This window comes from Geosporobacter subterraneus DSM 17957 (genome assembly GCF_900142145.1).
In the GTDB taxonomy this organism is placed as follows: Bacteria; Bacillota; Clostridia; order Peptostreptococcales; family Thermotaleaceae; genus Geosporobacter; species Geosporobacter subterraneus.
Genome location: NZ_FQZV01000058.1, coordinates 1 through 22778, shown reverse-complemented (window position 1 = coordinate 22778; position 22778 = coordinate 1). Strand labels below are relative to the sequence as shown.

The 22778-nt window shown below is 42.0% G+C and carries 18 protein-coding genes, 6 tRNA genes, 1 rRNA gene and 1 riboswitch; of the genes, 19 read left to right on the top strand and 6 right to left on the bottom strand.

What is annotated here, in order from left to right; translation table 11 throughout:
* The 12 genes from rrf to iadA all read left to right on the top strand — a co-directional run.
* Positions 1–97: ribosomal RNA gene (rrf, locus tag BUB56_RS16570) — 5S ribosomal RNA — on the top strand; the annotation flags it as partial.
* A 9-nt stretch (positions 98–106) separates the two neighbouring features.
* Positions 107–181 (top strand) — tRNA-Asn (locus BUB56_RS16565).
* 5 nt (positions 182–186) lie between these two features.
* Positions 187–261 (top strand) — tRNA-Glu (locus BUB56_RS16560).
* A 7-nt stretch (positions 262–268) separates the two neighbouring features.
* A tRNA-Val gene (locus BUB56_RS16555) sits at positions 269–344 on the top strand.
* 12 nt (positions 345–356) lie between these two features.
* A tRNA-Leu gene (locus BUB56_RS16550) sits at positions 357–440 on the top strand.
* Between the two features lie 7 nt (positions 441–447).
* Positions 448–524 (top strand) — tRNA-Gln (locus BUB56_RS16545).
* 4 nt (positions 525–528) lie between these two features.
* Positions 529–620, top strand: a tRNA-Ser gene (locus BUB56_RS16540).
* Between the two features lie 129 nt (positions 621–749).
* A complete protein-coding gene (gene trmB, locus BUB56_RS16535; protein WP_110942371.1) occupies positions 750–1391 on the top strand; it encodes a tRNA (guanosine(46)-N7)-methyltransferase TrmB in 642 nt (213 codons plus the stop codon).
* 83 nt (positions 1392–1474) lie between these two features.
* Positions 1475–2167 (top strand): helix-turn-helix domain-containing protein, encoded by a 693-nt coding sequence (locus tag BUB56_RS16530; protein WP_110942370.1) that lies wholly within the window; start codon positions 1475–1477, stop codon positions 2165–2167.
* 160 nt (positions 2168–2327) lie between these two features.
* Complete coding sequence (gene cls, locus BUB56_RS16525; RefSeq protein ID WP_242946412.1) at positions 2328–3944, top strand: cardiolipin synthase; 1617 nt, start codon at positions 2328–2330, stop codon at positions 3942–3944.
* A 36-nt stretch (positions 3945–3980) separates the two neighbouring features.
* Positions 3981–6041: a sigma 54-interacting transcriptional regulator gene (locus BUB56_RS16520; RefSeq protein WP_110942369.1), complete on the top strand. Its 2061-nt coding sequence runs from the start codon at positions 3981–3983 to the stop codon at positions 6039–6041.
* Between the two features lie 167 nt (positions 6042–6208).
* Positions 6209–7384, top strand: a complete 1176-nt coding sequence (iadA, locus tag BUB56_RS16515) for a beta-aspartyl-peptidase (protein ID WP_190014636.1) — start codon at positions 6209–6211, stop codon at positions 7382–7384.
* A gap of 46 nt (positions 7385–7430) precedes the next feature.
* Here iadA and typA read toward each other — a convergent pair whose 3' ends face one another.
* Positions 7431–9242, bottom strand: coding sequence for a translational GTPase TypA (gene typA, locus BUB56_RS16510; protein ID WP_110942368.1), 1812 nt, complete (start codon positions 9240–9242; stop codon positions 7431–7433).
* A 187-nt stretch (positions 9243–9429) separates the two neighbouring features.
* On the bottom strand, positions 9430–10503 hold the full coding sequence (locus BUB56_RS16505) for an NAD(P)H-dependent flavin oxidoreductase (RefSeq protein WP_110942367.1): 1074 nt from the start codon (positions 10501–10503) through the stop codon (positions 9430–9432).
* A 322-nt stretch (positions 10504–10825) separates the two neighbouring features.
* On the opposite strand from BUB56_RS16505, the gene BUB56_RS16500 reads away from it, so the two are divergent.
* Entirely contained in the window at positions 10826–11017 is a 192-nt protein-coding gene (locus BUB56_RS16500) for a zinc-ribbon domain-containing protein (protein WP_110942366.1), read from the top strand.
* Positions 11018–11057: 40 nt separating this feature from the next.
* Here BUB56_RS16500 and larAH10 read toward each other — a convergent pair whose 3' ends face one another.
* From larAH10 to BUB56_RS16480, 3 genes are all read right to left on the bottom strand, one after another.
* Positions 11058–12341, bottom strand: a complete 1284-nt coding sequence (gene larAH10 / locus BUB56_RS16495; protein WP_110942365.1) for an NPN-dependent 2-hydroxyacid racemase, LarAH10 family — start codon at positions 12339–12341, stop codon at positions 11058–11060.
* Between the two features lie 12 nt (positions 12342–12353).
* On the bottom strand, positions 12354–13163 hold the full coding sequence (locus BUB56_RS16490; RefSeq protein ID WP_110942364.1) for a MetQ/NlpA family ABC transporter substrate-binding protein: 810 nt from the start codon (positions 13161–13163) through the stop codon (positions 12354–12356).
* Positions 13164–13481: 318 nt separating this feature from the next.
* Positions 13482–13586: riboswitch (SAM riboswitch) on the bottom strand.
* Between the two features lie 172 nt (positions 13587–13758).
* The gene (locus BUB56_RS16480) at positions 13759–15009 is read right to left on the bottom strand and encodes a pyridoxal phosphate-dependent aminotransferase (RefSeq protein ID WP_207650458.1); all 1251 of its coding nucleotides are present in this window, start codon (positions 15007–15009) and stop codon (positions 13759–13761) included.
* Positions 15010–15281: 272 nt separating this feature from the next.
* On the opposite strand from BUB56_RS16480, the gene BUB56_RS16475 reads away from it, so the two are divergent.
* The 6 genes from BUB56_RS16475 to BUB56_RS16450 all read left to right on the top strand — a co-directional run bounded on the left by BUB56_RS16475 (position 15282) and on the right by BUB56_RS16450 (position 22373).
* Positions 15282–16046 carry an ATP-binding protein gene (locus tag BUB56_RS16475; RefSeq protein ID WP_110942362.1) on the top strand — a complete coding sequence of 255 codons (765 nt, stop codon included), beginning with the start codon at positions 15282–15284 and terminating at the stop codon, positions 16044–16046.
* Between the two features lie 426 nt (positions 16047–16472).
* Positions 16473–17003 carry an NfeD family protein gene (locus tag BUB56_RS16470; protein ID WP_110942361.1) on the top strand — a complete coding sequence of 177 codons (531 nt, stop codon included), beginning with the start codon at positions 16473–16475 and terminating at the stop codon, positions 17001–17003.
* Between the two features lie 13 nt (positions 17004–17016).
* Complete coding sequence (locus BUB56_RS16465) at positions 17017–18435, top strand: flotillin family protein (protein WP_190014634.1); 1419 nt, start codon at positions 17017–17019, stop codon at positions 18433–18435.
* A 100-nt stretch (positions 18436–18535) separates the two neighbouring features.
* The gene (gene tpx / locus BUB56_RS16460) at positions 18536–19051 is read left to right on the top strand and encodes a thiol peroxidase (protein WP_110942360.1); all 516 of its coding nucleotides are present in this window, start codon (positions 18536–18538) and stop codon (positions 19049–19051) included.
* A 275-nt stretch (positions 19052–19326) separates the two neighbouring features.
* A complete protein-coding gene (gene yfcC, locus BUB56_RS16455; RefSeq protein WP_110942359.1) occupies positions 19327–20865 on the top strand; it encodes a putative basic amino acid antiporter YfcC in 1539 nt (512 codons plus the stop codon).
* A 110-nt stretch (positions 20866–20975) separates the two neighbouring features.
* Positions 20976–22373 (top strand): [Fe-Fe] hydrogenase large subunit C-terminal domain-containing protein, encoded by a 1398-nt coding sequence (locus BUB56_RS16450; RefSeq protein ID WP_110942358.1) that lies wholly within the window; start codon positions 20976–20978, stop codon positions 22371–22373.
* A gap of 212 nt (positions 22374–22585) precedes the next feature.
* Here BUB56_RS16450 and BUB56_RS19710 read toward each other — a convergent pair.
* Positions 22586–22778, bottom strand: a 193-nt coding sequence (locus BUB56_RS19710) for a hypothetical protein (protein WP_278319467.1), incomplete at its 5' end; no start/stop codon positions are given.

The window sequence follows — 22778 nt, the reverse complement described above, 5'->3', positions numbered from 1 at the left end:
GGTCACACCTGTTCCCATCCCGAACACAGAAGTTAAGCCCTTCAGCGCTGATGGTACTCAGGCGGTAACGCCTCGGGAGAGTAGGTCGTTGCTGGTTTGGAAATGTTCCAGAGTAGCTCAATGGTGGAGCACCCGGCTGTTAACCGGTAGGTTCAGGGTTCGAGTCCCCGCTCTGGAGCCATAAATGGCCCATTGGTCAAGCGGTCAAGACACCGCCCTTTCACGGCGGTAACCCGGGTTCGATTCCCGGATGGGTCACCAATTTCAAGGTCGCATAGCTCAGCTGGGAGAGCACCTGCCTTACAAGCAGGGGGTCATAGGTTCGATCCCTATTGCGACCACCATTTTTTTGTCTTGCGGGTGTGGCGGAATTGGCAGACGCACTAGACTTAGGATCTAGCGCCACGTGCGTGGGGGTTCAAGTCCCTCCACCCGCACCATATTTATTGGGGTATAGCCAAGTCGGTAAGGCACCAGACTTTGACTCTGGCATTTCGTTGGTTCGAGTCCAGCTACCCCAGCCATCAAGGAGAAGTACTCAAGTAGGCTGAAGAGGACGGTTTGCTAAACCGTTAGGCCGGGAAACTGGTGCGAGGGTTCGAATCCCTCCTTCTCCGCCAATGATAAATAAAATACCTACCTGTAAAAAGGTAGGTATTTTTATATTCAAGTGCGATGGAATAGAGAAGTAGAAAAAAGTGATATAATAATGTCATTGAGGTCAATGAAAGAAATATGGAGGAAAAGGGATGAGAAGAAGAAAGAAGCCTGGTTCTGAAGAAAAACTGCTGAGCAAAGATAAGTTGGTGGTGAAGGAACCAGAAAAATACAAAGGAAAGTGGTGTTCGGTCTTTCAACAAATAGGAGAAATCCATGTGGAGATTGGGACTGGCAGAGGACAGTTTATTACAACAATGGCAGAGAAAAACCCTCATATAAACTATATTGGTATTGAAATGAAGGAAGAGGTACTATTGAGAGCAGTGACGAAAGCAGAAAAAAAACAGCTGGAAAACATTGTGTTCCTATGGTTTGATGCCAATCGATTGATAGAGGTTTTTGAAAAAGGCGAACTGCATCGGATCTATATTAATTTCTGCGATCCATGGCCTAAAAACAGATGGGCGAAGCGCAGATTAACCTACCGAAGTTTCTTGGAAACCTATAAAAGCTTATTGGATAAGCAGGGAGAAATTCACTTTAAGACGGACAACGAAAAGCTGTTTGAGTTTTCCCTCAATGAATTTTCTATCTGTGATCTCCGACTGCGAAATATTACCTTTGACTTGCATCAAAGTGATTTAAAAGAGAATATCACTACAGAATATGAGGATAAGTTTTCACAAATGGGCAAGCCCATTTATCGCTGTGAAGCTGTAAAAAGAAATTGACAAAATTTCCTGTCTGTGATGGAATGAATATATCACTAAATCTAATATAAAAAGAGAAGGGTTACATACGGAGAGGTGTTTATATGAGTCGTATAGGTAATAAAATTAAAGAGGAGAGAACAAAAAAAGGGTTAACACCGAAGCAGTTGGGAAAAAAGTGTGGGGTTACTGAATCTTTTATTTTGGAAGTAGAAAGCGGGAAAAAAATTATTAACGAGCGGCTGATTGGGCAAATCTCAAAGGCCTTAGGAGTCAATTTAGAAGAAAATATTACATTGGAGCCGGATAAAGGGGAAATCGTTGAAACACAGAAAATAAAGAAAGCGGAAGTTCCCGTGGTAAAGCGGGAAACAGTAGAGCCATTGGAGCAATGGGATTTTGCATTGGCCAATATCATTAAGAAAATTCCAATTTATGATGTTCAAATGGAGAAGGTGAAGGGGCATAAGAGCTTCCCCATCATTGAACGGAAGGTAGAAGGATTCAATCCAGATAAGCTGGTATACATAGAGCTTGCAGATCAATCCATGACGGGTTTTCGTATGCAAAAAGGAGATCGAGTTCTGGTATTTTTAAATAATCAATGGGCAGATAATGGCTTTTACCTCCTGGAAGCTGATGGAGTCAGAATGATCCGAAAGCTTAAACGGGCAGAGGGAAATAAACTTCAGTTGGTGTCTAATATTCATGAACCGAAGGCCGTGACGAAGGAATTAAAGGAGATCAAAATATTAGGCAGATGTATACGTATAGAGATAGACCTAGTGAAAGAATAGGAAATAGAATGCAGAAAAGCAGGAAAAGGCTTCTGATGATCAAGATATCCATTGTTTTTAGGAACGGTCATAGAGGTCTTTTATAGTAAGGAACGATTGGTGATTCCTATCGTATAATGGGTATTAAATAGCAGTATACAATAAAAGGGAGGTGGTAAAAGTGTATAGAAAATGTAAAATCCTGATTGCATTCATTATTTTACTGTTAATGATCACTGCTTCCTACAACCCCGCAACTGCTTTGGAAAACAATCAAATTGGCAGCCTTCAGATGTCCATTCTTGATCAGAAACTGCAGGAAGAACCTATTTCTACAAGATGGGCAGAGGGCTTTGGAGACTTTAGAAGAGTAGCAGGAATGGTTTTTACGATCTATACTGTTTTTATCGCTATCCTTATATTTATGGAGAACAAAAATCCTGCAAAGACCATTTCATGGCTGTTAATATTGGTACTGGTCCCTGTGATCGGATTTATTTTTTATCTGTTTTTAGGACACAGCTTTAGAAAGGAAAATATTTTCAAAAAGAAACGTGTCAGAAATTTTCAACAGCTGGAAGAATTGGCCACAATACAACAGGAAGCCATCAAAGAAGAACAGTTGTTTTTTGAAGAGGACAGCCTGGTCAAAAGGAGACTCATCAGCTTGATTTTAAATAATGCAAAATCCCCCTTTACAGTAAATAACCGTGTTACGGTACTGTCCAACGGAGTGGCGACCTTTGAGACCATCATGAAGGCTCTTGAAGGTGCCCAAGATCATATTCACCTGGAATACTTTATTATCAAGGATGATATCATCGGTGGCGTTATTAAAGAGCAGCTTATGGAGAAGGCCCGTAAAGGGGTAAAGGTTAGAGTGCTTTACGACAGTGTAGGTAGTTGGAAACTGGGAAAATCTTATCTTGAGGACATGAGAGCTGCAGGAGTTGAAATTCATGGATTTTTGCCCGTGTTTTTTCCGTTGCTGAGCAGGGAGCTAAACTATAGAAATCATCGGAAAATTATTGTGATTGACGGGAAGGTAGGATTTGTAGGAGGGCTCAATATTGGAGACGAATATTTAGGAAATGATTCCTACTTGGGTTTTTGGCGGGACACCCACTTAAAAATTGAAGGAGAAGCGGTTTACGGACTCCAAAATATTTTTTTAGGTGACTGGGAATTTGTTACAAAGGAGTATATAGCTTTTAATGAGACCTACTTTCCAAAGCTGGATTATTATGGGGAACAGCTGATTCAAATTACAGGCAGTGGACCTGACTCAGATTGGCAGTCCATTATGCAGGCCTACTTTGCCATCATCTCTTCAGCAGAGAATCGTATTTGGATCAATACCCCCTACCTTGTGCCTGATGAGAGCATTATGATGGCATTAAAGACAGCAGCTTTAAGCGGAGTTGATGTACGGGTCATACTGCCGAGCCGACCTGATCATAAGACAGTCTTTTGGGCATCCATGGGCAACATTGAAGATTTGCTGAAGGCAGGGGTCAAAGTCTATAAGTATCAAAAAGGATTTATTCATGCAAAAATTCTACTGGCAGACGGAAGCGCAGCTTCCATCGGGACTGCAAATTTAGATATTCGCAGCTTTCAAATAAATTTTGAAGTAAATGCTTTTATTTATGACAAGGAAATCGTAATGGAAATGGAGAAAGATTTCTTAGCAGATATAGAAGACAGTAAAGAGGTCCTCTTGGAAGAACATTTAAAAAGGCCCCTTTCTGAGAAGATAAAGGAAGCTACGGGGAGATTGTTTTCCCCTCTACTATAAGATTGCTGCAGGAGATGAAAAGGGGGAAGATCCTACATGCTGATGAAAGAAATCACATTGATCGCAGGAACGGAAGAAACAAGAAAGACACTGCTAGAGCAACTGCGCAGTTATATTGGAGAATACATACGGATTAAAAGCTATGCAATAGATGAGGGTATTGAAGAAATCATCAAATCTGATTTAATTATCTTATCCTCGGATCTTGTGTATCCTGAAGCTTTGCCCTATTTGCATGAGGACAGCAAGCAGCGTGTAATGACTGCAAGGCGAACTATCAATTACCACTATATAGACAAGCTCTTGTTTATACCGCCAGGAAGTGAAGTATTATTTGTTAATGACGTAGCGGAAACGGTTTTTGACTCCATAGGGAAGTTAAAGGAATTGGGAATTAATCATTTAAAATTCATCCCTTATTATCCGGGTATTAAGAGTGTTAAGCCGGTAAAAATAGCCGTGACACCGGGAGAAGGAGATAAGGCCCCTGAGTTCGTAGAGGAGATCATTGATATTGGACCGCGGCTGATCGATATGACCTCCATGACAGAGATTCTAAAAAGATTGGACATGCTGGAAGGAAAGGCCCACGAATTATCTCAAAAATATTTAGCCAAGATCATTCAATTAGGTCAGCGATTAGTTGAAGCTACTCAGGAAACCAATAGGTTCAATAAAAACTTAAAAACTGTGTTGGAGGGAGTAAACGACGGGTTGCTTAGTGTAGACACCTATGGTGAAATCAAGGTAGCCAACGGCAATTTGGAAAAAATTTTTCAAACTGCCATGCCCTTTACTATGGGAAAAAACATAAGGCAGATCATTAAGAATAAGGAGTTGCTGCATTTCTTATTGAATGATCCGGATGGAGCCAACATGATCTTGTCTATCGACAATGTAGAGATTTTGGTGAAAAAGTTTTACATCAAGGAAGAAAATCTAATCGTAGCCACCTTTAAGAATATTAAAGAGGCACTGGAAATAGAGCGTCAGCTGAGACGAGAATTAATCAAGCGGGGGCACATTGGAAAATATACCTTTGAGGATATCGTTGGCAGCAGTGAAAGCATAAAAAATAAGAAGAGAATCGCTGCAAAACTGGCTAGCAGTGAACTCAATATTTTGATTGAAGGAGAAAGCGGTACTGGAAAGGAACTGTTTGCCAGTGCTATTCATAATTGTTCTGTTAGAAGAGGGGGACCTTTTTTAGGCGTGAATTTTAGCGCTCTGCCAGAAGATTTAGTAGAAAGTGAGCTGTTCGGTTACGAGGAAGGGGCTTTTACAGGAGCGAGAAAGGGCGGTAAAAAGGGACTCTTTGAACAGGCTAATGGGGGAACTTTATTTCTTGACGAGATAGGGGACATATCTCCAAAGATTCAGGCTAGACTGCTGCGGGTGCTTCAGGAGAAGGAAATTATGCGGGTAGGTGGGACTGAGATCATCCCCGTAGATGTAAGAGTTATTGCTGCTACCAACAAAAATCTGATGGAGATGATTGAGACAGGAAAATTTAGACAGGACTTATATCATCGCCTTAAGGTATTATATGTGCAGCTGCCGCCCCTCAGGGAAAGGAAGGAAGACATTCGTGAACTGGTGAATTATTTTATTCAACAGAACGAACCCCGGTCTATGAGGATTGAGGAAGAGGTTATTCAGCGCCTGATGCATTATAATTGGTATGGAAATGTTCGGGAATTAAAAAATACCTTAGAATATATGCTGGCAGTTTGCGAAGGCGATGTTATTCGCATTCATGATATTCCGGAAAAAAGCTTTTTTCAAGTAAAACTAACGGCAGAAAGCTTTCAAGGATATAAGGAGACCAACGAGCTGGAAGAACTGGGAAATTCATCAGAGCTCTATTTTATTCTAAGACAGCTCTACACAGCTGGCAGTCAAAATATTTTGCTTGGAAGAAAGCAGTTGGCAGAGCTGGCCAAAGCAGAAGGGTATACTCTGACAGAACCGCAGATTCGCCAGCGAATGAATCTCTTAGAAGAGCATGGTTACTTGATCAAGAGCAAGGGAAGAGCGGGAACGCGTTTAACGAGAAAAGGAAAGCAGATGGTGGAACAAGAGAGACTTAATGGATAATAATGGATTCTAATGGTTTCCAATAAAAAAGGATTTCATAAGGGGAACGACCGAATGCTTTAAAATCTAATGAAATATCATTGGCATAAAAATTGCAACATTTTTAATTCATCAGGAAACCTATAGAGGCTGAAGGGGCTTCCGTGTTTTAAGAAAGGGGAAGTACAATGATGAAGTTAGTTAAGGGTGGAGAGGTCTATGCTCCCCACTACATGGGTAAAATGGATTTACTACTTGTTGCAGATAAAATCGGAGATTTGAAGGAAGAGATCAACATACCTGACGCCATGCTGGATATAGAAGTGATTGATGCCTCTGGTAAGTACGTGATTCCTGGGCTAATCGACAGTCATGTGCATATCACTGGGGGCGGGGGAGAGGGCGGTTTTAAAACGAGAACGCCGGAAATTATGCTCTCAGCTATTACAAAGGCAGGGGTTACTACGGTTGTGGGTTGTTTGGGAACCGATGGTACGACCCGATGTATGAAGGGTCTTTTGGCGAAAGCCAGAGGGTTAGAAGAGGAAGGCATTACTGCCTATATATATACAGGATCTTATCAAGTCCCTGTAAGAACCATTACCGGAAGTGCCATGGATGACATTATTTTAATTGATAAAGTCATTGGAATAGGTGAGATTGCTATTTCTGATCATAGATCCTCACAACCCACAGTAGAAGATTTGGCAAAGTTGGCGGCTGAGGCAAGAGTAGGAGGAATTCTGTCCGGAAAAGCAGGAATTGTAAATATCCATCTGGGGGATGGGGCCAGACATCTAGAGGCTCTCATTCATATTATCGAGCATACAGAAATCCCGGCCGCTCAATTTGTTCCTACTCACATGAACCGTAGTATGAAAGTGATGCAAAAAGGAATTGAGTATGGAAAGAAGGGTGGAATCATTGATCTGACCACAAGCTCAGATCCTGAATTCTTAGAGGAAGATGAGGTAAAGGCCAGTACAGGGCTTAAAATTGCCATGGATGCCGGCGTTGCTGTTGAAAACATCACTTTCTCTTCTGATGGCCAGGGCAGCATGCCAACTTTTAATAAGAAGAAAGAGTGTATCGGTCTTGGAGTGGGAAAAGTAGACTCCATCTTTAGAGAATTTAGAGATGCAGTACAGGTCGATGGAGTGCCTATGGCTGATGCACTTAAGGTGGTAACAGAAAATCCTGCCAGAATCTTGAAGCTAAAAAATAAGGGAACAATCGAAATTGGTAAGGACGCAGACATTGTGCTGGTAGATCAGGAAACCTTCACAGTAGATACTGTAATTGCAAAGGGTAAAGTGATGGTAAAGCAAGGTGCTGCGGTAGTAAAGGGAACTTTTGAGGAGTAATAAAATGCCCATGAATCTAGTATAGACCCATGGGCATTTTTTCTATTTATGCTCTGGATGCCTTTGCACGGGAGTGCTTATCCAGTAATTTCTTTCTAAGACGAATATTTTTAGGAGTAACCTCTACCAATTCATCATCAGCAATAAACTCTAAGGCTTGCTCCAAAGAAAGTCGAACAGGAGGTACAAGACGCATAGAGTCATCGGAGCCGGAAGCACGGACATTCGTTAACTGCTTGCGTTTGCAGACATTTACTGCGATATCTCCTGCTCTGGCATTTTCTCCAACAATCATCCCCTCGTAAACCTCTGTACCAGGAAGGATGAAAAGACTTCCTCTTTCCTGAGCGTTATATAAGCCGTAGGTTACAGCTGTACCGCCTTCAAAGGCAACCAGGGAACCTTTGGAGCGAGACTTGATTTCCCCTCTGTGAGGTGCATAGCCGTCAAAGATATGATTCAAAATTCCGGTACCACGGGTATCGGTCATGAATTCGGAGCGGTATCCGATCAATCCTCTTGCTGGGATACGGAACTCCAGCTTTACAGAGCCGTTGCTGTTTGTAAACATATTGATCATTTCGCCTTTACGTTGTCCCAGGGTTTCAATGACCACACCCATATACTCTTCCGGAGTTTCAATCGTAACATGCTCCATTGGCTCGCAGAGTACGCCATCGATGGTTTTCATAATTACCTCCGGTTTAGATACGGAAAGCTCATAGCCTTCACGGCGCATGGTTTCAATTAGAATAGACAAATGAAGCTCACCCCGTCCGGAAACCTTGAAGGAATCTGGTGAGTCGGTATCCTCTACCCGCAAGGCTACGTTTGAAAGCAACTCCCGTTGAAGACGGTCTCTTAAATGCCGGCTGGTAACAAACTGCCCTTCTCTACCTGAAAAGGGACTGTCATTAACGATAAAGTACATAGAGATAGTAGGCTCGTCAATTTTTATAAATGGAAGGGGCTCGACTTTATCAGTGGAGCATACAGTCTCCCCGATATTCAGCGTTTCTATTCCGGCAATGGCTACAATCTCTCCAAATTGGGCCTCTTCCAGCTCCACCTTGTTAAGTCCGTGGTAGGCATAGAGCTTGCTGATTCGGAAGTTCTTAAACTGCCCGTCCGCTGTGCATAGGACAGCTTCCTGATTTTTCCGAATGCTGCCCCTTGTGATCTTGCCGATACCGATACGGCCTACATACTTATCATAATCGATAGAAGAAATCATTAACTGCAGACCATCTTCAAGGATACCCTCGGGTGCAGGCACTTCCTCTAAAATCATATCCAATAAAGGATGCATGTCCTGATTTGTGTCGGTAATTTCGTATCGTGCGATTCCCTGCTTAGCCGATGCGTAGATGACTGGAAACTCAAGCTGATCATCGTCTGCACCCAGATCGATGAAAAGATCCAGTACTTCATCTACAACAGCCTCACAGCGGGCTTCGGGACGATCAATCTTATTAATTACAACCACAGGCTTGATGCCTGCTTCTAGAGCTTTTCTCAGTACGAATTTTGTCTGGGGCATTGGGCCTTCGAAGGCATCCACCAACAGCAGAACCCCATCCACCATTTTCATAATCCGCTCTACTTCGCCGCCGAAGTCTGCATGGCCCGGTGTATCTACGATGTTGATTTTAACATCTTTATAAAGAATGGATGTATTTTTGGCTAAAATGGTAATGCCTCTTTCACGCTCCAGGTCATTGGAGTCCATAACACGCTCATCTACCTGCTCATTGCTCCTAAAGGTTCCGCTTTGCTTTAGCAGCTCATCTACTAAAGTCGTTTTCCCATGGTCAACATGGGCAATAATAGCAATATTACGAATGTTGTGCTGAATCATTAGAAACTTCCTCTCTTGTAAATTATCCACATGACATTGTAACACAAAGCCGAGAAAAAAGACAATCATTCCCGTGTTAATTTCTAAGAATATTTTGTCCCAATGATTGAAAGATGATGTGATTTTGACTTCAAGGAAAGTCCAGGATAAGCCATGAGGCACAATAATAGGAGCCTTGTGGCTCCTATTATTGTGCTTTCAATTCTGTCATCAATTCATCAACTAATTCCTTTACGGACATCAACCGATCTATTCGATGCACCTTTGCGCCGGCAAAGGCAAAGCCCTTGTCCAGGTTGCCTTTTTGCGCATTAATCAATGCATCGGCAATACAATATAAGGTCTCAGCAGGATTACAAGGCTTGAGGCAGTTAATGCACTTGATTCCCTTAGGTTTTTCATTCTTGTAAACCTTTTCCAAAAATGTATTGCGAATTGCTCTGCCAGGCATTCCCACAGGGCTCTTGATGATCATCACATCTTCTTCCTTCGCATCAATATAAGCCTGCTTAAATTCCGGAGAAGCATCACATTCATAAGTAGCCACAAAACGGGTAGACATCTGAACGCCAGAAGCACCAGATCTTAATAGCTCTGCAATATCTGCCCCGTCGTAGACGCCGCCCCCGGCGATCACAGGGATCTTTCGGTCATACTTTTCCTCAAAGGGCTTGATGGCTTCCAATACTTCTTGTACCAATTTCTTCAGTGAAAAATCCTTTATATGCTCCAATTCTTCTACGGAGAAGCCCAAGTGACCCCCGGCCTCCGGACCTTCTACCACAATGGCGTCTGGAAGATAGCTGTGCTTACGATCCCACTGCTTGCAAATTAACTGTGCCACTTTTCCGGAGGAAACAATTGGGGCAATTTTTGTCATAGAATCCTTTATAAGTTCAGGAAGCTTCATAGGCAGTCCCGCACCGGCGAAAATAATGTCAATTTTTTCTTTTACTGCTGCTTTAACCATATCATCAAAATTATTAATGGCAGTCATAATATTGACGCCTATTATGCCTTGAGGGGCTAATTCCCTGGCTCGACGGATATGATAAACTAATCCGTCAATATTGGCTTGGAATTTGTTCTTAGAATAATGATCCAGTGTAAAACCAGGCTCAATCCCTGAAATGACACCAATTGCACCACAGTTGGCAACAGCAGCTGCCAGACTTGATAAGGAGATGCCTACGCCCATCCCTCCTTGTACAATGGGGACCTTTGCAGTTAAGTGCCCTATTTTTAATTCCGGTATAATCATTTCAACACTCCATTCCTATGAAATAAGGTATTTACAACAATTATATACTAAAATAAACTGCTTCTCAAATGATTCTTTCCTAATCTTAAAATCCTATGCATAAGATGTATGGTGAGAGGAAAATCATGCCAAGAAACAATTTAGAAATTTTAGAAAAGCGACTCTATTATAGAAAATTTTAGTTGCAATGCAAGTATATAAGTATTATAATATAATGGAATATATAGCGTTTATAACTACACCCTTCCCAATCAATGGCTAGGTTGTTTTAAAGAGTAATGTTATATGTTCTATAATCCATTGATGAAGGGAGGCTGTTTTAATGTTCCAAGACAAAACGATCGAATGTAAAGACTGCGGTGTAGAGTTTACTTTTTCTGCAGGGGAGCAACAGTTCTATGCGGAGAAGGGGTTCGATAACGAGCCTAAAAAGTGCAAGGAGTGCCGTCAAAAGGCAAAGAGAAACTTCTCAAAGCCAAATAATGGCGGACAAAGAAGATCCTACGACAGATAATACAAACAACCCACACCGAAAGGTGTGGGTTTTGTATTTTTTATGCCAGAATTGGCAGGGTATTGGCGCCGTAGGGCATAAGTGTGATCTTTGGTTGTTCCCCGGCCAGAGAATAGGCTAGAGATATGGCTTCTTCCATGGATCTAGCAGGGATAAAACCCAGTCTTCCAACTACCTCATCCTCAAGAGAAGAGAGAAGTACCAGTTTCCGATATTTTGCTACATAGGCTGCCTTATAGGCTGCATAACCGGGTACTGTAAAATTCCGCTTCAAGGCAGCTTCCATTTTTTCTAAAGTATCATACTGAAACCATTCTAAAAACTCATCGGCCCCAAGGCCGTCTCTGCATTCGGCCAAAAGCAGGATTACACTGTCTTCCTTACCGCCAAAAATACAATTATCCATGGTTTTAACAGACTGATAGAGATTGATATCTTTTGGGTAACCGCCGGCAGAAGCAATAATCAGGTCTGCTTTTTCTTTCACCTCAATGCCGTAGAGCTGTCGAATCGTATTACAACCCTTCAGCCAGGCTGCTTCAAAGTCGCCTGCCACAAACTCAATGAAATTTCCTTCTGCATCTAAAACCGCATTAAAGAGAAAGTCAGGATTTACCCTGCGGCAAATCTCCGTGATGTCCTGACGCATAGGATTTCCTTCGATTTTATTGGAGCAGGCATCAGGGTTAAGACCTGCACTTTCACCTTCGTAGAAGGTCAAACGATGATTATGCTGTATGGTTTCTAAGCCTGCTACTCCCGGCACTATGCCTTTCGCACCGCCTCCAAAGCCTGCAAATAGGTGAAATACAATGCCTCCGGTCAAAATTACACGGTCCGCCGCCACTACTCTCTTGTGGATTTGAATGGGTGTTCCGGCACTGGAGGTGCCCAAATTTTCAAGTTGACCGGGATCGAAACAATCATGATCATAAATGGCAATGCGGTTATAGATTTCTTCACCTACAATCTGCTTTTTTTCTTCTTCTGTAGAAGGACGATGGGTACCCAGGGCAATGAGTACCGATATATCCTGATCCGGAATGCTTAATCCATTGAGATAGTTTATGATGTGGACTAAAAATTGATTGGTTCGAATCCAAGCCCGGGTAATATCACTGACAATCAATAGGACATTCTCGCCAGGGCTTATGATCTGCCTTAATGGTAATGTGCCAATAGGATTTTCTAAAGCTTCGATGCATTTCTGATGAACATCGGCTATAGGGACTGCAGGGCGTGGCTTTAAAAGATGGAGAAGTTCTCCCCTTTCAATTTTAAAGTTGTATTGGGTATTGCCGTATTTAAAGGGATATTCAGCCATAAGACCGCCTCCTTAGAATCCTGCAACTACAGAACCGTCAAATTTCTCTTCTATAAACTGCTTAATAGCATCGGACTGATAGACTTTTACTAACTGCTGAACACGGGGATCATCCTTTGAACCATCAGGTCTTACAGCAATCACATTTACCCAAGGAGAATCCTTTGGCTCAATAAAGATAGAATCCTTTACCGGGTTTAATCCTGCTTCAATGGCAAAGTTTGTGTTAATGGCAGCAGCGGTAACATCGGGCAGGGATCGGGCTACCATTGGAGCTTCCAGTTCTATGAATTGCAGATTAAGAGGATTCTCAGCGATATCCTTAACAGTGCTTGCCAATCCTGAGCCTTCCTTGAGCTTGATGATACCGGCGGATTGCAATAGAATCAAAGATCTTGCTCCATTGGTGGGATCATTAGGAAGGGAGATTTTATCTCCTGATTTTAAGTCTGATAATGATTTGATTTTGTTGGAGTATACACCCATAGGGAAGTTTACAGTAGTGGCAATGCTGATCAAATCCATTTTTTGATCCTTGTTGAATTTATCCAGATAAGGCTGATGCTGGTAGCTATTGACATCAAGCTGCTTTTCAAATAAAAGCACATTTGGCTGTACATAATCACTAAATACTACTAATTCGATATCCAGGCCTTGCGCCTTCGCCAATTCTTTTACTTTCTCCATGATTTGTTCATGAGGACCTGCGGTGACGCCAACCTTTAGGGGGCCTGTAGGAGATGCAGCGGGCTTGCTGCCGCAGCCAGTCAGTAATGTTCCCAACAATAATACAGTTAAGCACAATGCGAATATTCTTTTCACTGAAAACACTCCTTTTATGATTATTTTAGTTTTTGTCCAGTTCTTCTGTTTGTATTGGTGAACGACCAATCCTCAAAGCCTTTGGACCAATTGGTTAAAACAGCTTTATAAATGTTGATAATAGAGCAACAGAACCAGGAAAGTACTGCTGCAATTTTTCTGCTCTTTGATGGCTGGCAGAAAAGGGTGGGTTATTGTACGGATTGGCTGACAGGTTCACCTCCTTTGGGAAATCCTTTTATATATAATAGGAAAGCAGAACTTTCCTACTTATATAAAAAAAAGCCTTTCTAACAGATAGAAAGACTTTGGATTCATTAACTATCTCCCAGAATAAATTCTGCAGGATTTAGCACCGTGCTCATAAAAAATGCCGGTTGCCGGGTTTCATAGGGCCAGTCCCTCCACCACTCTTGATAGATGATATTCAATTGATTTGATTATAGAGATTTATAAAAGGGATGTCAATAGGATTTATCAAAAAAATTTTTTATTATTTACAGCGGTAAAGCATGAAAATGTTTTCTTCAAGGCCTTGAGGGGGATAAAAAATTTACAAAAAAAGAACCTCCATAGACGGCGGCTCTTATATTGTTTATTCAAATTTTGCAATGGCCTGCGCCAGTTTTTCCGGTACAATTGCACACTGATCCTTTGGAACGGAACATACGGCAAAACGGATGCCTTTGCCCATGGGAACAGCAAAAATTAAATCCTTCTGAAGCTCTTTCGTAACCGCCTCAGGATTGCTGCAAGGGATGGTAATAAAGAACCCTGCCTTATAAGGACAAATCTTTAAATTTGCCTTGCGGGCATTCTCTAAAAACACCTCTGCACGCTCAGACAACATCTGCTGTAAGGTATTTCTTTCCTTTTCAACCTGAGTGAGAAGTTGAGGGCTTTCAAATATTTGTGCCAGTACGGTCATAGCAGGGCGCGTACCGTTGGACCATACACCTCGGTTGGAAAACTGGTTTACGGCCTTAAATTCCTCTGCTACTGCTTTATTTGCAGATACGCATATCATGGCGCCACAGCGCATGCCATATAGGGTATACCCCTTTGACATACTAAAGGCCATAATGGTTAGAATATTTTCCGGAAGGCCGCCGAATTGTTTCATAAAGGATCTGCATTCATTGGTCTCGCCGGCGAAATCTATATAAGCAATGTCTACAAAAAGGGTAATCTTCTTTTCAGGGCTGGATGCTTCCTTCTTTAGATAATTTAATACTGCTTCCCATTCTTCATTCGTCAGACTGTAACCGGTAGGATTATTGGCTGGACTATTCAATAGAATCACCAGTTGATCCTGCTTTTTCAGCAGTTCTTCAACCTTGTCAGCGAAGGATTGTAAGTTGAATTGATCTTTCTCATCAAAGAGAGTATAAGTAGCGATTGCCCGGCCATGCTCTTCCGCAATAGTTTTATATGGGCCCCAGTACCAGTCCGGTGTTAGGATATAGTCCCCCCCATTGGAATAGTTCCAAATGGTGTGACGGATAGCACCACTGCCTCCAGGTGTTGCAATGGCCTCTATATATCCTTCAGGCATCTGATCGCGAAAAACTGCTTTTTTAGAAGCTTCTAAGAAGCTTGGGAGGCCTGCAATAGGAGCATAAGCAGCATATTCTACGGCAGGAAGACTTTTAAGTAATTCGATAACACTAGGAAGGATTGACAACTTCCCGTCATCATCCAGCAATGCACCTACGGAAGCGTTGACAACCTTATCGGCGCCATGTACTTTAGCGGCCTGCTGAGCGGCATTGTTGATTGCAAATATATTATCTTCTCCAGCAGGTCTTCTAGAATGGGCTGCCACCATAGAAAAATTTGTAGACATGATATTTCCTCCTTTAATAACAGCTTGATGGATATCATTTTCTGAATATTATATCTGCATAATTATCAAATGTCAACGGTATGTCTGCGGCGGGCGGCGGATTCATAAGAAAAGTCCCTTTACTGCTGTGGAATGAATATCCAAAGGAAAAATACTAAAAAAAGCAACAAATATGCCGAAAAAGTATTTGTATATTGACTTATGTCACAGAATTAAGCTTCTAAAGGCCCTATAATGATATCATAAACATTAATAAAGAGGAGGAATGAAAAATGGCTTTGAGAAAAATTGTTCATATAGATGAAGACAAATGCAATGGCTGTGGAGTATGTGTGCCGTCCTGTGCGGAGGGGGCTATCAAAATTATCGACGGAAAAGCAAAGCTGATTGCTGATAACCTATGCGATGGCTTGGGGGCCTGTCTGGGAGATTGTCCTCAGGATGCCATTAAAATCATCGAGAGAGATGCGGCGGAATTTGACGAGGAAGCTGTAAAAGAACATCTAAGTAAAGAGAATACACTAAAGCTTCACCAAGTGCATGAACATCCTAATCACGGCGGTCATGGACACGGGGGATGCCCGGGCAGCAGGCTAAGAAGCTTCAATCAGGAGAAAAAAGCCGATACAATGGAGGTTTCTCAAGGAGATATTGAGATTAAAATCAAATCACAATTAACCCAATGGCCTGTACAGCTGATGCTGGTACCGCCAACAGCGCCATATTTCCAAGGTGCAGATCTATTGGTTACTGCTGACTGCGTACCCTTTGCCTATCCAAACTATCACCTAGAGCTATTAAAGGGCAAAAAGGTTGTGATAGGTTGTCCAAAACTAGATGATGTAGCTTTTTATGCAGAAAAGCTAACCCAGATTCTTAAGATGAATGACATTAAAAGTGTTACGGTAGCCTTTATGGAGGTACCTTGCTGTACCGGTATTGTTAAAGCAGTAGAAAAAGCAATTGCCGATGCAGGTATGGATATCCCGGTTTACAGGGTGAGAATTGGCATTGAAGGAGCAGCTACAAAGCTATAGAATAAAAGGCAAAGCGTTTCGCTTTGCTTTTTATTCTTTTTTCTAGGTATAAATTTATATTCGAAACAGCACAGGGACCGTTCGAGATGACTGAAAAAGTCCTGGTTTTTGTCATTCTGAATGTAACGAAGTGAAATGAAGAATCTTTGAAGTGGCTTAAATGCTAAGATTCTTCGCTGCACTCAGAATGACAATCATGTGGATATAACGCATTATTTGACTTTTTCCGTGGCTTCGGACCGTTCCCTACGTAAACCTAAAAATAGGGATGTAGGGATCGACGCCCTCGTCGTTCCGAATATTCATTAGGATTCTCCGTCACACATCTATATTACAGTTACTTTACATTTCCCGATTAATAGGACTTTTTTGGGAACAAATGGTATACTATAGGAAAGTGGTTATTTCTGGAAGGAGGGTAAGTGGGTGACGTCATTTTTCTATATCCTTTTCGGTGTGGGAGCTCTTTATACGATTATAACCTTTCTCTTGGGGCAGCTTTTAGACTTCATGGATTTTGACACGGACTTTGATGACGATGGTTTTTTCAATATGCAGGTTTCTCCTTTTAAGCCTATGATTATTGCTGCTTTTTTAACCGCCTTTGGAGGCTTTGGATTAATTTTTCAATTCAAAAAGGAGTGGCATCCTATAACGATTCTATTCGCTGCATTATTCGCCGCATTCGCTATTGCTGTACTGCTGTATTACTTTGTGCTGGTGCCCTTATATAGAGTTCAAAACAGCAGTGCTGTAGAACAAAGGCATTTAATTGGGAGGACCGCAAAGGTAACTTTAGGCATTAAGAAAGATAAGTTCGGGAAGATCAGCTATACCGTTGGAGGCAATATTTACTCTGCTCCGGCTAAGACCTTGGAGAGTAAGGAATTAGCAACAGGAGAAGAGGTAATTATTATAGACATACAAAAAAATGTCTTTTATGTAGACAAAATTTAAAGGGGGAAAGTAAATGAATATTAGTGCACTTGTAGGATTTGTACCATTCATTATTGTACTGGTGATAATTCTATTGTTATTCGGTTTAATTATCATGTGGAGAAAGGTCTCCCAGGATAAGGCTTTGGTGGTGACCGGGCTAAAGAAAAGAGTAATCTCCGGAGGCGGGGGCTTTGTGATTCCTCTTCTTGAAAAGACCGATGTTATTTCACTAGAGAACATGAAAATCTATGTTAAGACCGATGGCGCTCTTACAGAGCAAGGGGTAGATATTAAAGCAGACGGTGTAGCCGTTATGAAAGTCAAATCCGATACAGAATCGATTTTGGCAGCAGTGGAACAGTTTAATACGGGAAATGAGAAAGAAACCATAGAAGTCATTAAGGATACTGCCCGAGATGTATTGGAAGGAAAGCTCAGAGAGATTATTTCTACGATGACCGTAGAGGATATATATAAAAACCGGGAGAAGTTTGCTTCTCAGGTGCAAGAAGTAGCCGCTGTTGATCTGGCGGATATGGGATTGGAGATCAAAGCTTTTACCATTCGGGATATCAGTGACAACAATGGTTACCTGGAAGCTCTTGGTAAGAAACGGATTGCTGAAGTAAAGCGTGATGCGGAGATAGCAGAAGCCAGTGCCAAGAAGGAAACGAAAATAAAAACAGCTCAGGCCAATAGAGAAGGGGAAGAAGCAAGGCTGATCGCAGAAACACAGATTGCAGAAGCGACAAAAGCAAAAGAGTTAAAGGTGCAGGAGTATCGTAGAGAACAAGAGACTGAAAAAGCAAAGGCAGATATGGCCTATGAGATTGAAACCAGCAAAGTACAACAGGATGCAGAAAAAGAAAAAATGCAGGTTTTAATCGTAAAGAAGCAGAAGGAAATTGAGCTGGCAGAACAGGAAGCCTTGAGAAAAGAACGAGAGCTGGAAGCTGTCATCAAGAAGCAGGCTGATGCAGAAAAGTATAGTGCTGAAAAGAAAACGGAAGCTGAAAAATATAAGGAGATCCAGGATGCTTTGGCTGAAGCGGAGGGAATTAAGGCTATCGGTTTAGCGAAGGCAGAGGCCAAGCGGGCGGAAGGTATGGCAGAGGTAGAAATTATACGGGAAAAGGGAAAAGCAGAAGCGGAAGCTATGCTAAAGAAGGCTGAGGCATTTAAACAATACAACGAAGCTGCGGTTACCCAGATGATTATTGAGAAACTGCCGGAACTGGCAAAAGCCGTTGCAGAGCCATTAAGCAAGACAGAGAAGATTGTTATTCTAGATTCGGGGGAAAATGGAAAGGGCGCAGGAAAGGTTACAGGCTATGTAACCGATATTATTTCTACTCTTCCGGAAACCGTAAATGCGATTACGGGAATTGATCTAACAGAGCTGATCAAGCATAAAACAACACCGATACCTACTGAGGACAAAACTTTATAGACAACAGAAAAGGAAAGCGCGACTTTCCTTTTTTGTTGATTAGAAATTTAAAGCGAGGGGTAATATGTAAAGGGAAAAGAAAATGGAAGGAGTAATTTATATGACAGAGAGAAGAAAAAACGTAGTAACCATGAAGGGAAACCCGCTAACCCTGTTGGGGAAAGAAATAAAGGTTGGAGATCAAGGTCCGGATTTTACAGTTGTGCAAAATGACTTGCAGCCCTATACCCTAAAGGATGCAGGAGATAAGGTAAAAATAATCAGCGTGGTACCTTCCTTAGATACGGGGGTTTGCGAACTGCAGACCATTCACTTTAACGAGGAAGCCGCAGCATTAGGGGATGTACTTATTTTAACCATCAGTGTAGATTTACCCTTTGCACAGAGAAGATTCTGCGGGGCAAAGGGAATCGATAAAGTGATTACGCTGTCGGATCACAAGGACCTGTCCTTTGGACTGCAGTATGGATTTGTTATGGAGGAGCTCAGGCTACTAAGCAGAGGAATAGTAGTTCTTGACCGGGATAATAAAGTGGTATATGTAGAGTACGTAAAAGAAGTAGCATCAGAACCGGATTATGAAAGTGCTATTCAAGCGGTTAAAAGCTTGCTATAGAAAAAAACCACCTGAAAGGGTGGGTTTTTTATTGACTAAAATAAGTATGATATAAAAATATAGCTATGAGCAGAGGTAGGATAACTGATTTAAGGTTGATAAAAAAGTTTTTAATGGATTATAATGGCGCTAAATGGGCGAAAAATAAAACCGAAAAACAAAGATACAGGTTGCGTGTTGCAGGAATAGGGTACAATTACAGGATAGAGTCCTTGGCATGATTTATGCATTTACTTTATAATGTCATTAATGATTAATTATAAGGAGGGAGAAGTATGTCTGTAGATGTTAAAGAAAAACAAGACAAGAAGGAAAAGACCTTTAAGGTGCCGCATACTTACGTAATTATTTTTGCTGTTATTCTATTATGTTCGTTTCTAACCTATACGGTACCCGTTGGGCAGTTTGAGACACAGGAAGTAAAATATATGCAAGGTGAAAAAGAAAGAACAAGGACAGTTCTAGATCCTGAAAGCTTCCAGCTGGTAACAAATGAAGCAGGGGAAACCGTTACCAAACCGGTACCGATCTTTGGAACCGAAGATTTTGGCGGCATTGGTATGCTTAACTACGTATTTGAAGGTCTCGTATCCGGCGATAAATGGGGTTCTGCCGTAGGGATCGTTGCATTCATTTTAGTAATCGGCGGAGCCTTTGGCATCGTTCTGAGAACTGGTGCAGTTGAGAATGGTATCATGGCCATGATCAGCAGAACAAAAGGTAAAGAATTTGCCATTATTCCGATTATATTTATCCTATTCTCATTAGGCGGTGCTGTTTTTGGCATGGGTGAAGAGGCAATTCCTTTTGCTATGATTCTGGTGCCTTTAGTGATTGCTATGGGCTATGATGCCATCGTGGGCGTTTGCATCACCTATGTAGCAACACAAATTGGATTTGCCACCTCCTGGATGAATCCTTTCAGCTTGGCAGTAGCTCAAGGTGTATCCGGAATCCCTGTAATGTCGGGGGCTGGATTCAGAATATTTATGTGGGTGGTATTTACGGGCATAGGTGTTGCCTATACGGTGAAATATGCCTTGAAGATTAAGAAGGATCCTACAAAATCTGTCTGCTATGAATCTGATGCTTATTATAGAAATGACTTTAAGGGCAAGGAAAACATTCAGGCAGAATTCAATACAGGTCACGCTCTAGTATTGTTAACGATTTTATTAACTGTAGTTTGGACGATCTGGGGTGTTGTAAAGAACGGTTATTATATACCAGAGTTGGCCTCTCAATTCTTCGTAATGGGTCTTGCAGCAGGTATCATCGGCGTTATTTTTAAGCTCAATGATATGAAGCTTGACGATATTGCATCCTCCTTCCAAAGCGGTGCAGCTGACCTGGTAGGGGCAGCCATGGTAGTAGGTATGGCAAAGGGAATCATTATTGTACTAGGCGGGACAGATCCCACCAGTGGAACCGTACTAAATACAATTCTGCACAGCATGGGCAATGCAGTAGGAAGTCTTCCGCCTACGATATCTGCCTGGCTTATGTACGTGTTCCAATCTGTATTTAATTTCTTCGTTGTATCCGGTTCTGGTCAAGCAGCCCTTACAATGCCATTAATGGCCCCTTTGGCAGATATTGTAGGTGTAACAAGACAGGTTGCTGTATTGGCCTTCCAGTTGGGCGATGGCTTTACAAACTTGATCGTACCTACTTCAGGCTGTTTGATGGGAGTACTAGGTGTAGCCAGAATGAGCTGGGGAGATTGGGCAAAATGGCAAATTAAGATGCAGGCGATTTTATTTGTGATGGCCTCTTTGTTTATGATTGTTGCTGTAATGATGGGTTATAACTAAAAAGCTTACTATTGGCAGATGGGAAAATCCTGTCTGCTTTTTATTTTGGATAAATACTTTGGCTAAGAGTGAAAATAACTAGTAAGAAGATATTTAAAGGGAGGCTTATCATGGAACGGGCAGTTAATCACAGAATTCAGGATTACAGAATGATGATTTTCGGGGAGGTAGTGAAGCTGGCATGGGCCGGGAAGCTTAAGCACGAGGCCGATGAACTGCCGGAAAAGATATTAAAGGGTAAGCATTTGGATGAAAGGGAGAGGCGGATTATTGAAAATCACATCCGTATAAGTATGGGATTAGATCCTTTATATGGGATCGCCCACCACAAATTAGGCGAAGATGTAGACAGTGCAATGAATCAGGACAATATTAAAGCGCCTTTAGTATCGGTTATTGAAGATGTATGCGAAACCTGCCAGCGCCATTGGCAAAAGGAAAGGGGGGAGGAAGAGGAGCGTTGCCCCAGAGATCATCTGGATTGTACGGAAGAGGCTCATCGATGTATTGGCTGCGGACGTTGTATCGGAGAATGTCCACTAGGTGCAATTTCAGATAAGATTGAGTTCCTGCCCGTTGTAAAATTGCTGCAGGAGCAGCAGGCACCGGTTTACGCCACCGTAGCTCCTGCTTATGTGGGACAGTTTGGAGAGGGAATATCGCCAGGGCAGATACGTGCAGCACTGAAAAGGCTAGGCTTTACGGATATGGTGGAGGTGGCAGTATTCGCTGATATATTAACTGTGAAGGAGGCCTACGAGTTTGATCATATGGTTAAAACAGAGGAAGATTACCTAATTACCAGTTGCTGCTGTCCTGTGTGGGTGGGGATGATTCAAAAGAATTACAGGGAAATTGCTGAGCATATTTCGCCCTCTGTATCTCCAATGATTGCATCGGGTAGGGTGTTGAAGGTGCTAAATCCAACAGCGAAGGTGGTTTTCATCGGCCCCTGCATCGCTAAAAAAGCAGAGGCTAAAATCCCGGAGCTAGAGGGTGCCATTGACTATGTACTGACATTTAGAGAATTAAAAGAAATATTTGCTGCTCTTGAAATTAATTTGGAAACCTTGGAAGAAGACAATCGAGAAGAGGCGTCCTTTGCCGGGAGAGTATACGGCAGAACAGGAGGTGTAAGCGAAGCAGTGGAACGCTCTGTAGAACGGATCCTCAAAAGGGATGTCCCCTTCCATTCCATCAGCTTTGAAGGTACAGGAGAGTGCAAGGCTGGTTTGGAAAAGCTTCTCAAGGGGGAACTAAAGGCAAACTTTATAGAAGGAATGGGATGCACAGGCGGCTGCGTTGGAGGACCGAGGGCTGTTGTGTCAATAGAAGAAGGTAAGAAGGCTGTGGATGCATATAGTCAGGAAACGCCTATGTCAACTCCCTTTGACAATGACAATGTACTCCAGCTCATTACCAGACTGGGCATAAAACGATGGGAAGCCTTGGAAGACGACCGGGAGGAAAGTATCAGAGGGCTGCTTGGCAGAGAATTGAAACAATAAAGACATAGGGCAATAGAAACCATTTTTATAAATATCCATAATATGGTATTATGCAGTGAATTATGAGATAATTATATAGGTAGTTGCAGAATGTGGTTTCCATTTATCCACAGGAGAAATAGTATTTATGCGACAGCATAGGAAGATATAAACATGAAAAAAGGCATAGCAAAGCAAAGGGGCAGCTAAACCTCTAACTTTAAAGATTTAATCTATGCGATTGAAGATTTGATGGCAAGTGGATTCCTATGATCTTGCTGTGTTTTAAACAAAAGCATAAAAGCGATGAGCTGAGAGATGCAGGCTAGGAGAATGTCAGATTTGAGTGATACTGTGTTTCGAACCTTTGATGATTTAATTTGGATGAAATTCTTAATCTGAGAAATGGATCTTTCAACAATGGTT